This window comes from Acetobacter fabarum, assembly GCF_029069195.1.
Taxonomy (GTDB): domain Bacteria; phylum Pseudomonadota; class Alphaproteobacteria; order Acetobacterales; family Acetobacteraceae; genus Acetobacter; species Acetobacter fabarum_A.
On record NZ_JARDYK010000006.1, the window covers coordinates 22,292 to 35,252 of the forward strand.

Below are 12,961 nucleotides of genomic sequence, written 5' to 3' on the forward strand. Positions count from 1 at the left end.
GTTTTGTCTCAAAGACTCCTCACAGGAAGCCGCATCTCAACGGCGTACCCAGAGATCAGACACCGGAAAATTCCTCTATGGCTTCTGTCAACGGTTCTTCTAGCCTTCCATCAGAGCAAGTCGTCTGATTAACCCACAGGCGCCAGTTACAAAGCACTGATCACTTTAAGCCCCGCCAACACGGCGTTGGGAATGACAGAAGTCTCACCCGGTCGCATCATGTATTCAAACTCAGGGGTCACCACCAAACCCGGCACGATGGGAATACCATAATACGCCTCCAGAACAGCAGAATGGGTTTGAGGCGCATTCACATAAGCTCCCATGGACATGCCAGCCCACTGGCGTAATCGCTGCCCATAAGTTGTACGGGAACTGAGTTGATAGTAGGAATACATAACCCCGAACCGGTCAAACGGGCGCCCAGGAATAAGGCCCAGCAAAGAGGCTCCAAAGTAGAATTCATTAGAAAATGTAGAATTACTCGGAGTATTATGAACAAACCCGGCCAGTACATAGCCACCCGCCATCTGGTGCTGACCATGACTGCGATAAACCATCTGATCCGTCTCTATATAAAATGTATCCCTGGGTTTTTCCTTATGCTTTTGTACTGCCCCGGCAAACGCAGGTGGAATAACCCCAATCATATCAGCATAAGGGGACGTATCATGCCCATATCCAATTTTGTAATGGCCGGGCAGTTTACGCTCGCCAAAAAAGGGCTCCCAGGTCAGTTCCACTGGGGTCTAAAGACCTGTGTATGGCTCACTCCCCCAAGCCCAGCCTGTATTATCAACCGCTTTTGGCCCGATACGATACACACCTGTTCGTAAAATCAGATCTCGCGTTGGACGTATGCGGAATGTCCCACCCCATGATGTTTTAGGATACACGCTCCAGCCGGCGGGTTCACGAATGGCCATAGGCGCGGAACACATGGTCATGAACGTACAAAGTAACACTGATGTAGAATAGGTATGCGTGAGTGCAATACGCCCAATATTGATATTGATCCTGTTTTGCAGAAACGATTTTTCCACATACAGATCGGCCAGACGTGCCGCAGCAGGGCCATGAATACTCCAGACTTCGGTCAGCAGAACATTGCGCTCGCCAACATGGTCCCACCCGACCTGCCGCCCTTCCCGGTTCATAACAATGCCGTGCAGGAACCAGCCTTCCAGCGGTTTCCATGTTGTTAACCTGCCCAGATCAAACAGCATGGCAATACGCACTTCGTGTGTGTAGTCCATTCCTTTCGAAAGGCCACCGCTCATATTCCCCATGCCTTCCCCCTTATAGGTCATCTCAAAACTAAAACCATGCTTAGCCAGACGATCCCGCAGAGGCTTAAGAGAAGGCACAAGATTACCAAACGCCTGCTCGGAAACATAATATCCAGCGCTAATATCTCCTCTCCGCAAGGCATCTTCATTGTGGTTCAGTAATGAGGAAATACTTTCCGTCTTAAACAAAGCTTCCAGACGCTCTTCCGCAATAGGACGTTTATGTTTGATCGGCGGAGAGGCAAGGCTTCCCCCACTTGCCGCGGAACCCGCAGACAAAGGTGATTTTTGAATGTCTTGCGCTCTGACACCACAAGGGATGGCCACTCCCAGTAGCACAAACCCAAATACAACATAACACTTTGAAATAAAATGGAAAATATTGTACCGCAAGACAAAGGCTTTGCGGCTCTCATCCCGAAATGTGGACATGATTTTATCCAAAGCAGCAGGCATCCATTCCAATCTGTATTGGAATCGAGGCACACCATTCCTAAATTTAAAGAAATAAGGACGCGCTTACAGTTTGTTTACAACAGACAAGCGCATGATAGCTTTACTCTGCTTTTTCAGGTCCGGAGGAGCACGGAGCATCATTTTATCAGACATTTTTTCTTTTTCTTATTGGCTGTTTTCTTCAAGCTAAATCGGATTTTAAAAATTTTCAATTCACATTCTTGTCGCTTATTTGTAATAACAACAAGATATCACTCAATAATTCATTATTTTTATAATCGAAATATCATTTTCCGCGCACCCACTCCATGTCCTCTGCCAATTGCCTGTGCGCTGCACAAGCATATCCGCACTGTCCATAAGGCCGCCCGCGACATCCTGGGCTTTGATCAGATAGACACCAATCCGCATATCCTGCTGGCTATGGACAGGCCCTGACTTTGCCGTATTTCCTGACCATGCACCATCAGCACGCGTCCGGCCATTTGGGTCTGGTAGAGAAAACATCTTCTCATGGGCAGAAGCGCTTCTCCCGTTGTTTCATGAAATGTTTTGCCTAAAAACATTTCATGAAACCCACGCAAAAACCGTGTCAGATTTTACAGTATTGGATAAGCCTTCCCTTTACAGGGTACAATTTTGTCAGTGGAGTTTAATTCAGGCAACACCCACCATGACATCAGATGCCTTGATAACGGCATAAACAGACTCACCGTCCTTCAGGCCAAGTTCTGCCACGGCTTCGTTGGTTATGGCTGCCATAACAATGGCACCCCCGGCAATTTCGATACTAACATGAGACGTGGTCGCACCTTTTTCAATTTTACTGACTATGCCTTTGATCTGGTTGCGTGCGCTGATTTTCATTCTCTTTTCTCCAAATATTTTTACCGGACATCTATTTCCATTCGGATATAGATATAGTATTCAAGGGACTTTCCACTCCCTTTTCGTATCATGCCATTTCCCGAGCACAATGACATACAAAAATTTCTTGTTCACAAACAGAATATTTTTGGCATTTTTTACTGTGATCATGGATACAGGCTGTTGCTGGAATAATGTCATGAACTCACCGCACTATTATAACGGCACAAATGGTACGAACCTGACATTCTCCCCTCCCCGTCTTCGACTGGTCTGCTGCTGTGCCATACTGTGGCTTTTCCAGCCCATCATGGCACGGGCGGAACAGGCCCGCATTGCCATTGCCGCAAATTTTATTGGCCCGTCCAAAGTGCTGATCGCGGACTTCATGCACAAAACGGGAGACGTTATCATTCCCAGTTTTGGCTCAAGCGGCCAGTTCATGCTCCAGATTGAACAGGGCGCGGACTACGATGTTTTTTTATCAGCCGATGAAGCCAAACCTGCAAAACTGGTCAAGGATGGTTTTGGCGCTGATAAAAGTCAGTTCACCTACGCTATTGGAAAGCTGGTGCTCTGGAGCAATACCTCCGCCTACCCGGCGAGCGAAAACACGTTACGCGCCGCCCGTTACGGCCATCTGGCCCTTTGCAAGCCCGATATTGCCCCTTATGGCGCAGCGGCCATGGCCACACTCGTACAGTTGCACCTGGAGCAGTCTCTCCAACCCCGTATTGTCATGGGTATGGACATTGCCCAGGCTTACCAGTTCGTCCAGAGCGGCAATGCAGAACTGGGGTTTGTCGCGCTTTCTCAACTGTACAACCAGTCTTCGGGTACAGTATGGGTTGTACCATCCACCCTTTATCCCCCCATTCGCCAGAATGCGCTTTTACTCAAGCAGGGAGAGCAGAACCATGCCGCGCGCGCTTTTCTGGCTTACCTGCGAAGCAAACCCGCACAGGCCATTATTGCCACCTATGGATATGACATACCATGATGGGAGCAAACCCCCTGTTTGACCCCAACAGTATTTTTACAGCACTGCGTCTGAGTGTCACACTTGCCTGTGTTACAACAATCCTTGCGCTCGGCATTGGCGTTCCTCTGGCGTGGTGGCTGGCTAACTGCCGCAACTGGTGGCGCGATGTGTGTTCAAGCATCATCACACTTCCCCTGGTGTTGCCGCCAACGGTTCTGGGCTTTTATCTGCTCCTTGCCCTTGGGCCATCAGGGCTTGGCGCGCTGGCAGTCCACATAACCGGCAGACCAACCTTTGCATTCAGTTTTGCCGGTTTAACTGTTGGCTCAGTTATTGCCGCCCTGCCCTATATTGTACAATCCACGCAGGCCGCTTTTGAAACCACAGGCCGTAAGCCGCTTGAGATCGCCTATACACTGCGCACTCCGCCGCTCCGGGCGTTCCTGAGTGTTGCACTCCCTCTGGCAGCTCCGGGCATTATAGCCGGAGCAGTGATTGCCTTTGCCCATACAATTGGCGAATTCGGTCTGATATTGATGATTGGAGGAGATATACCCGGTCAGACGCGCCTTTTATCCATCATGCTCTTCGATAATGTGGAAACCGGAGACTGGGCCTCTGCCCATGCCATAGCGGGAGGCATGGTGGCATTTGCCTTTATGACCATCCTGATCCTGCGTCTGACACAAAAACGCCTGACCGCACGTCCCTGCTGATGGCCCTCCCTGTTTTACAATCAGGGCTGTCGGTCCATTTTAAAGGTCCAATCAATCAGCTTGCCATAAACGTCCGCTTCGATATTGCCACACCCGGCATAACAGGGATTAAAGGCCCATCAGGGTGTGGAAAAACCAGCCTGCTGCGCGCAATTGCGGGCCTGCATCATTTCCCACAAGGCTACTGCCGTCTGGCCAATGACATCTGGCAGGACAACACTGTTTTTCTGCCCCCTTGGAAACGCCCGATCGGCTACGTACCTCAAGATGGCGGGTTATTTTCCCACCTGAGCGTGAAAAAAAACCTGCTCTTCGGTATGCGCCTTATCCCCGACAGAGAACCATTTTTTACGGATATTGTCGCCGCCCTTCACCTCCGGCCCCTGCTTGAGCGCAATACACATGCCCTCTCTGGAGGGGAACGCCAGCGCATAGCCATAGGCCGCGCCTTGCTGACACAACCCAGACTGCTGCTCATGGACGAACCTCTGTCTGCTCTGGATCTGAATATGAAAACTGATATTCTCTTTTATTTAAAAGATTTTTTAGAAAAACGTAAAATATGCACGCTTTATGTTTCGCATGATGCGGAAGAACTGCATATGATTGCCACCCATATCCTTGACTGGCGATCAATCCAGAACACTCCATCGTGAAAAAACCACCTGATCGGCACATAGAATATCTTGCAGACAGAAGAGGAAAACCCTTCCATCCAGCCATACAAGACCGCATAGGATTACAGCCATACGGCATATGTGCTTGGTCTATCCGCTCGTTTGTGGAGGCTCCAACAAAGACAAACGGTCTTTATTAGTCTCGGATATTCTTTTAACCAACCAGTCTATAAATTTGTGAGAGGCATCTGTCGGGTCTTCTCCGCAATGGCATTGTTCGTACCATTGTGCTGCTTCCGACGCTTCCAACCCCTGCGCGGTCAGCCAATGCGTTATAAGGCTATGTCGCAACGAACGTCGGCTTGCATTCTGCCCGCCCCGCGTGGATATCCAGTGGTAAGCCAGCACGCCCAGATCACTCATCAGTTCTCTGGCATAGTTGCAAGAATGGGTTTTTACGCGGTAATCGGCATACCATTTTGTAAAATGTTCGGGGGACATGGGGGGAGAAATACCATACCCCTGACCATAACGGCAGCCCAGATGGTAGATGGCCTCGATCACATCCTCATCTTCCAGACCTTCCACGATAACCAGTTCATGAAAATCAATGCCCATATCCAGAATGGACTTAACCATACTGAATGTCTGGAGAGGCGCTGTACGGATATTTCGTAAAATTCCCTGATCAACCTTGATAATATCAAATGGCAGGGAGGAAAGACGGAGCAGGTTACTGTACCCTGACCCCAGATCGTCGATAGCAATCTTGACCCCCACCGCCTTGAATTTCTGGATCGCGACATCCTGTATGGCTGGGTCGACCATCTGCGTTTCCAGCAGTTCTAGCGTTAATTGCTCAGGACGGATGTTATAGCGCTGCAAAGCGCTCTCCACCCACAAGGGACCATCTTCATTCAACAGGTAAGTAGGCGGCATATTCACGGCAAGGTTGATGATTTGTCCGTCATTCTGCCACTGCTGCAACAGGCTCAGGCACTCCTCAAGCCCCATATGGAACAACCTGTCGAGTTCATTCTGCCCGAGCAGGGACAAAAAACTCCCAGGTTCAATAATGGCGCCATTTATATCCTGGATACGAACAAGTGCCTCAACCTCCAGTAACTTTCCCGTACGCAGGTTCACAATCGGCTGCACGTACATGCGTAGTCCATCACTGAACAACCTGTCCCTCAGGTGGCAGGACTGTTCTTCCGTCACCGCAGAGCCTCGGGGAAAGCAGCACCGCATCCACATCTGTTCCCACCGATGTTGCAGACTGCGGGCAAACTGCTGCATCCGCTGGGTTTCAAACTGGTTGGGGCATACCCCAAACAGGGTCAGCACAACCGCAACCTGCTCCTCTTCCACGGAAACAGGGATGCTGATGGACGAACATATGCCCTGAGCCTGCATCATATCGCGCCATGGAGCAGCATTGGGGTTTGTGAAATAAGAGGCGCAGCTCTGCCTCTGTCGTGTCCGCCACGCCAGACCGGTAACAGTGTTACCAAATACCGATTGTACGTTCACAACCGGCTGGCTGATACGCTCCTTCAGTTTTTGGGTCAGTCTGGCACCAGCTCTGCCCCCGCTATGCTCCACAACCAGTTCACCAGCCGGGTTCATCCGGAACAGCAGAACGGCCTGAATACCTGGCAGGCTACCCAAAGCCTCTACACCCTGTGCGCTCACATCCGGCCAGACACACCCGGCAGCAGGCAAACGGCTGGAAAGAAGGGAAAAATATTTTTCCTCAACCTTCTGCCCGGCTTCAAGCTGCGCGCCTTTATCATCTTGCAAGCGCATTTCGGTTGTCAGAAGAATATGGTACCTGTCATATGCGCGTAGCAGAGCGTTATCCAGACCATCAATCAGCAAACGCCTGTAAATACTATAGACTTCCCCCAACAGGGCTGGAGGAATGCCACAGAGCGTATGAGTGGTACCCAGCTTTTCTGCCTGTTGCAGAATATCCTGTCGTTGCGTTTCTGCCCCCAGCAAAAAATCCAGATGTGCTGCCTGCTGCCGCTTCAGATGCTCAAGCTGCTCTGGCGTCAGAACAGACAGAATGGCCTGCGCCTCGCTCATTTTTGCCAGACTGTCGTAAAAACATTCGATAAAATTCTGCTGTATCCGAACCAGAAATGTTTTGGCGCGTGTCAGCAGTTCCGCAGATTCTGGGCCATATGGGTCAAAGGTCGCCTGTTCCACGCCCTCCTGGGCGGGGAACTGCCGGGCATCGCCAGCCATGCACCACCAGTTCTGGCGGTTGATCCTGTTCTGTTTGAACAAACACATGGCCGCATCAGCGCGACGTAAAAGCGTGTCGGGGTCTTCACCATCGACCGGGTACACGGCCAGACCCAGAGTCATGCCAACCACAACAAACGCATTCTGCCCAATAGCGAAAGGTGTTTCTACAGCCTTATGCAGATTATCCAGAATTTTTGTTGTCTGGCTCACCTGTAACAGCGGGGCCAGATTGTCCAGCACAATCACAAACTCATCGCCACCCAGACGGGCGACGTAATCCGTATGCCGGACATGCTCTTGCAAACGTCGTCCAAAAGCCTGCAAAAGGCGATCCCCGCCCTCATGCCCATAACCGTCATTCACCTGCTTGAAATTGTCCAGATCCAGCACGCCCACTGCAACCGAACTGCCCTGCCGGGCCGCACGGGCCATGACCTGCGGCATGTATTCCTCCAGTGCCAGCCGGTTGGGCAGACCTGTTAACGGATCATGCCGCGCGCGCCTTGCATCCTCATTCTGGAGTTTTTCCAGTCTTTTCTGGCCATCCAGCTTGTCCAGTGCATGACCCAGCAGTTCCGACACTTTTTGGCACAAACCAATGCACTGCGCGTCGAACATATCCGTTCTGGCTGACACAAACGAAATAACCGCCCAGCATTTCCCACCCCGCCAGATCGGAACTGCCAGCACAGAGCGCCACTGATTGCGATACAGGAAATCGTACCACGGCGTGTTTTTCTGCTCTTCCAGTTCATCATTACTGTAAACCAGCGCCTGACTATCCCAAGCTTCCACAGCGACAGGGAACTGGAGTGAATGCTCATGGAAGCCGAACTTCAGGTTGGTGATCCCCTGCGTGCCTGCCCCCATGCAGGAGAGAACATGTAACGTGTCGGACTCATCCTTCCGACCAATCCAGACTGCCTGAAAAAGCGCATCAGATACCAGATCAGTACATGTTTTATCGCACATCTCGCTTTCGGTGGAAGCCTGCAACACGGCATCGGCCGTGTTGAGAAGCGCACGATAAAGTCTCTGCACTAAATCCAGATTTGTTGCATTCTCCATAAAGCAGACCATAACCTCCAAAAAACTGACAAATTACGTAAAAGATAAAAAACACAATGCAAAAGATATATTTGTAATTCGCAACAAAACTCAGAATAAAACGGATTCATAAAATAATAACATTATTATTCATATATGATATATTTAATTATTAAATACATTTTCGCACCAAATACCGCATTCTCCTGTGCAAACAGGCCGATCCCCGTGCGTTTTCAAATACAAAAAATCATTCTACGCTCACGTCCATGCCAGAGCAGCACGCTCCAGCATCCCACCCCTCAAACCCGATCAGACCTCTTGCAGCTCAGGCCTTGCAGACAACCAGAACATCAGACAACTGGTTCTTTTTCTTTCGGCATTTCCATAACCTTGATGCAACTGGCAAAAATTTTCCCGTTCAAAAAACTGTCACGCACAAAACGACGGGATACATCTGCAGGTTTGTGCTGACCATCAGACCTGTTTTTATTGTCATCCAGCATCACGGTGCCTGTTTTGGGATCAAAATACCCAAAATCGCATAAATGTGGATTTCTGATATCTGCCATAATATCGAACAGATGGCATTTATACTCCCCAATCCAGATTTCCGTTCCCTTACGGTTGGAAATATCAGGATAATTGAAGGTCAGCCCACGTGCATGGAAAAAGTCAAAAATACCCCCCATAAGGCACTGGGTTGCCTTGACCTCACGCGGGTTGAACTCAAAACCATAATAAAAATGCTTCTGATAACGGATTTCGTCTGTGGGCAGGTACTTCTGGCTAAACAGACCCATAAATTTCTGCAGGCCGTTGGGGTTCGCCTTTACCTTGACAGGATCCTCATGAAAGAGGGCTGTTCCACGGTAATTGAAGAACACGGGAACAATAATATGTTTTGGGTTTTCCCACATGGGAAATCTCCTAAAGACCTGACCACACAATAAATAATTCTAGCTTGTTACGATTCTGCCAGCTTTGACAAGCTGCCCGTGCTCATAACCCCCAACCAAAATCACCAACGCCCAATATCGCCCAGAGAGGCGGCAACATGCAAGCAACCTTACGACTACACAACCGACCCTGATAGCTTTACCCTAACACCAGAGCCGGACAAGGCATGGCATCATACGCCTCCAATTACCCTCTTATACTATTTTCGCATAGAGCATTCCGTCCCGCCAGTTCCTATAATTGGAGCGTAGCACAGGGCAGGCTTTATGGGCTTTATTGCACCTGGCTCCGGTCAACCGGTCAGATACAGCCTGCCGCACATACCAGGAACCCTGCAGAAGAACCGTGCGCATGGACGCATGGATTTCGTCAGACAGGACATCCAGCATACCATCCACCAAGCAGCATCACTATATGGTTGAAAAGCAGACCTGACAAAACGGACGAACGCGCTCTGGCAATACCCTGCATCCATCAGGAAACGCAGCCATGCAACAGAAAACCTTTCCATCCGCAACACTCTGACTGCATCAGAAAACAGAAACACCAAAAAGGACGCTCCCCCTGTTACATCATCTGGATACTCTGCTTCAGCATTACGGTTACGGTATCGTGACCCTGCTTGTCCTGATGGAGAGCATGGGTCTGCCTGTTCCGGCCGAAACCTGCATTATCACCGCATCGCTGTACTGCCTCAAAACCCACCATCTGGCCATTCAGGGTGTTGCTCTGGCAGCCATTGCAGGGGCCATCATCGGAGATAATTTTGGCTATCTGATCGGGCGACATTTTGGGCTTCCACTCCTGCAGAAGTATGGAAGCAAGATTGGTCTGACCTCCGAACGGCTTGTGCTTGGCCAGTATCTGTTTCGTCATCACGGCAGCACCATTGTCTTTCTGGGGCGGTTTGTTTCTGTCCTGCGCGTTTTTGTAGCTCTGCTGGCTGGAGCATGTAACATGCACTGGAAACGGTTCATGCTTTTTAATGCACTGGGCGGCACATGCTGGGCGGGAGGGTATACAATGGGCACCTATCTGCTGGGACGTAAAATATCGGAAGTTTCTGGCCCAACCGGCATAGCCATAGGGCTGCTGACCGTGGTCGGCCTGCTTGGCTCGGGTCTTTTTTTACGCAAGAACGAAAAACGTCTGACACAACTGGCACTTGTAGAAGCAAAGTGCGTCGAATCCCCGTCATGAAACATGACTATCCCCGCACAAAAAGACATCCCTGCCGTTGTGATGGTCCATGCCTGACGATGTTGCGAAACGGTTCCGTTTCGTTTATTTAGAAACTGACTGCAACTTCATCATCACGACAGCAAGGATTGACCGGCATGGGAGAAATACATCATGAACCAGCCCGCTGGCCAAGCACCTTACTACCGCTTGAATGGTAATCAATCCTGTGCCGTACACTCATCCACTGCATAATCCGGAGTATTCTGGCAACCACACTCCAAACTCCCCACATGCACGTATGACAGCAGCCTGTACGGCTCTGAAGCGCATTGGCTGCGATCTGAAAAAACCTGCAAAAAGTGTTGTGTTCCGCCAAGGTGAAAATGCCGATTTTATCTATTTCCTGCAATCCGGAGCAATCAGGCTGGATTGCCAGCTTGAAAATGGCCGTAGTCTGGTACTCGATTTTTTGTGGCCTGGCAGGTTTTTCGGCATTATGGAAGACGAGGTTTACGCTTGGTCGGCCATGACACTGGTGGACGTGCATCTCAAGCGCCTGCGCCGGAGTGCTGTACAAACCCTCGCCCGGAATTATCCGGATATAACAGATTTACTGCTCAAACAGAAAACTGCCGCCCTTATGGCAGCCAAAAACCATATTGTTCTTATGTCTCACCCAACCGCAACCAGCAAACTGATCGGTTTTTTACTCGCTTACAGCAAACGGCCAGAATATTTTGATCAAAGGACACAGGTGTTAACACTGGTCATGAGTCGCAAGGACATTGCCGATTATCTGGGCATGACATTTGAGACAACCAGCAGAATTTTCAAATATCTGGAAACCAGAGATTACATAAAAAAAATCAACCACCGACAGATACAGCTCAATATCCACATGCTGCGTGATCCATAACCCGCACGGACAATCTACCCGTTCCGCTACAGTCCAGCATAATATGCCAGTTCTTTCCGTCCATGGTTTTACAGAACATTCTGGTATTCTAAGCGATCTTGCATTCCAGGCGATATGGTGTGTTTCCTCCACACCACTCTGGCGGATAATCGTGCCGAAATCACACAGCCGTGCAGCATGGTCTGCAACTTCGGGCTCAGGTGAAAGAGCCGAGGGCAATTATTACAGCTATGGCTCCCCCAACACCAGATTTTCGTAAAAACCGGAAAATATTTTATAAAATATGATTTTTCCGAAAATATAGATATCTGATACTCCCCTCGCTGTATCTGACTGGGGATTAGTCCAGCCGCACGGGAGGTCGAATAAAAGTTTCAATCCTGTCCGCAAAAATGGAGGCTATCCCACGTAGTACTCCGTACAGTTCAACCTGATGCTTTCTGTAAAGCATAATATGGCCAATACGGGCAGAAAGCCCGCGCATAAATCCGCCCCCTAACACACGCCCACCCGGCAGAGCCGCCCAGCCATTATAATTGCCCAAGGCAACAATGGCCCCCTTGTTATGGAAAATACAGCAAGGAACCTCTTTGCCATACTCAATCCATGCGGGCAGGTGTCTGGCAAGATGAATAGCCTGCTGGCGGGCAACCTGTGCAGTTGCAGGTAAAGGATCGTCCGTAATAAAAGAACAGTCCCCCATTGCAAAAATCCGTTCATCATCCACCGAGCACAGGTTCGGTTTAACCTGTATCTGCCCCGCACGATTGAGCGAAAGCCCCCCATACGCACGGGTGACTTCCGGCGCTTTAACCCCAGCCGCCCAGACCCGCAGCATTGCAGGTATATGCGTGCCATCCTTGAGGATAAAACCATTCCGATCCGCCCCCGCCACTCTGGCTGACGTACGCACTGTAACCCCAATACGCTCCAGCTCCTGCTGCGCCGCCACCGAAACGGATTCAGGAAAAGCCGGTAGAATACGCACACCAGACTGCAGTAACGTAATACTGAGCTTGGGGGGTTCCTTGCCAAAAGCATGCAGACTGACCGGGTCCACAATTTCGAGCGATTTATGCAGTTCCGCCGCGAGCTGGGTACCAGTAGCACCCCCGCCAACAATGGCAATATCCAACCTGGATGTGCTGGCGAACGCCTTGAGCAATTCCATACGGAACTTCTCGTTAAAAGAGTTGGCTTCGACCAGATTATCAATAAACAGACAGTTTTCCTTGACCCCTGGCGTGCCAAAATCGTTCGCGCAACTGCCGACCGCCAGCACTATGGCATCGTATGTCAGTATTCGGCTTTCAAGCACGGGCGTACCATCTGACGCATGAAAGGGGCTCAGAGTGACCTGCCGTTTCTCCCGGTCCAGAGAGACGACCTCACCGGGCCAGAATTCAAAATGGTTGCTACTGGCCTGCGACATAAAACTGATCCGGTCATTCTCATTCATGACCGTCCCCGCCGCAAAACAATGTAACATCGGCTTCCACACATGGCAGAAGCTTTTATCCACCAGCGTAATACGGGCCTTACCCTGCCTGCCCAGCGTTTTACCCAGCCGCGTTGCAAGAGCCAGCCCGGCCACACCACCGCCAACAATAAGAATTTCAGACCTGGATGCCATCGGTTTTACCAATCTCTTAAAAAACACGCAGAATGGAAGA

General features: G+C 50.2%; 10 protein-coding genes and 1 pseudogene. 6 read left to right on the forward strand and 5 right to left on the reverse strand.

Going from position 1 to position 12,961, the window contains the following annotated elements; all coding sequences use genetic code 11:
• Positions 1–146: 146 nt before the first annotated feature.
• Positions 147–1,583, reverse strand: a pseudogene (locus tag PY793_RS08910) (carbohydrate porin).
• 78 nt (positions 1,584–1,661) lie between these two features.
• On the opposite strand from PY793_RS08910, the gene PY793_RS08915 reads away from it, so the two are divergent.
• The gene (locus tag PY793_RS08915) at positions 1,662–2,183 is read left to right on the forward strand and encodes a hypothetical protein (RefSeq protein WP_275177745.1); all 522 of its coding nucleotides are present in this window, start codon (positions 1,662–1,664) and stop codon (positions 2,181–2,183) included.
• A 219-nt stretch (positions 2,184–2,402) separates the two neighbouring features.
• On the opposite strand, the gene PY793_RS08920 is transcribed toward PY793_RS08915, so the two are convergent.
• Entirely contained in the window at positions 2,403–2,612 is a 210-nt protein-coding gene (locus tag PY793_RS08920; protein WP_275177746.1) for a TOBE domain-containing protein, read from the reverse strand.
• 199 nt (positions 2,613–2,811) lie between these two features.
• On the opposite strand from PY793_RS08920, the gene modA reads away from it, so the two are divergent.
• Genes modA through PY793_RS08935 form a run of 3 tightly spaced genes read left to right on the forward strand, consistent with a single transcriptional unit; the run spans position 2,812 to position 4,966 of the window.
• Positions 2,812–3,612, forward strand: coding sequence for a molybdate ABC transporter substrate-binding protein (gene modA, locus PY793_RS08925; RefSeq protein WP_275177747.1), 801 nt, complete (start codon positions 2,812–2,814; stop codon positions 3,610–3,612).
• Complete coding sequence (modB, locus tag PY793_RS08930) at positions 3,609–4,310, forward strand: molybdate ABC transporter permease subunit (RefSeq protein WP_275177748.1); 702 nt, start codon at positions 3,609–3,611, stop codon at positions 4,308–4,310. Before modA ends, modB begins: the two co-directional genes overlap by 4 nt.
• Positions 4,310–4,966 (forward strand): ATP-binding cassette domain-containing protein, encoded by a 657-nt coding sequence (locus PY793_RS08935; RefSeq protein WP_275177749.1) that lies wholly within the window; start codon positions 4,310–4,312, stop codon positions 4,964–4,966. Before modB ends, PY793_RS08935 begins: the two co-directional genes overlap by 1 nt.
• A gap of 111 nt (positions 4,967–5,077) precedes the next feature.
• On the opposite strand, the gene PY793_RS08940 is transcribed toward PY793_RS08935, so the two are convergent.
• Both PY793_RS08940 and PY793_RS08945 read right to left on the reverse strand, forming a co-directional pair.
• On the reverse strand, positions 5,078–8,251 hold the full coding sequence (locus tag PY793_RS08940) for an EAL domain-containing protein (protein WP_275177750.1): 3,174 nt from the start codon (positions 8,249–8,251) through the stop codon (positions 5,078–5,080).
• Between the two features lie 332 nt (positions 8,252–8,583).
• Positions 8,584–9,150 (reverse strand): hypothetical protein, encoded by a 567-nt coding sequence (locus PY793_RS08945; protein ID WP_275177751.1) that lies wholly within the window; start codon positions 9,148–9,150, stop codon positions 8,584–8,586.
• Between the two features lie 652 nt (positions 9,151–9,802).
• On the opposite strand from PY793_RS08945, the gene PY793_RS08950 reads away from it, so the two are divergent.
• Both PY793_RS08950 and PY793_RS08955 read left to right on the forward strand, forming a co-directional pair.
• Positions 9,803–10,390 carry a DedA family protein gene (locus PY793_RS08950; protein WP_342803918.1) on the forward strand — a complete coding sequence of 196 codons (588 nt, stop codon included), beginning with the start codon at positions 9,803–9,805 and terminating at the stop codon, positions 10,388–10,390.
• A gap of 280 nt (positions 10,391–10,670) precedes the next feature.
• Positions 10,671–11,288: a Crp/Fnr family transcriptional regulator gene (locus PY793_RS08955; RefSeq protein ID WP_275177752.1), complete on the forward strand. Its 618-nt coding sequence runs from the start codon at positions 10,671–10,673 to the stop codon at positions 11,286–11,288.
• A 340-nt stretch (positions 11,289–11,628) separates the two neighbouring features.
• On the opposite strand, the gene PY793_RS08960 is transcribed toward PY793_RS08955, so the two are convergent.
• Positions 11,629–12,921, reverse strand: a complete 1,293-nt coding sequence (locus tag PY793_RS08960) for an NAD(P)/FAD-dependent oxidoreductase (RefSeq protein WP_275177753.1) — start codon at positions 12,919–12,921, stop codon at positions 11,629–11,631.
• Positions 12,922–12,961: the final 40 nt, after the last annotated feature.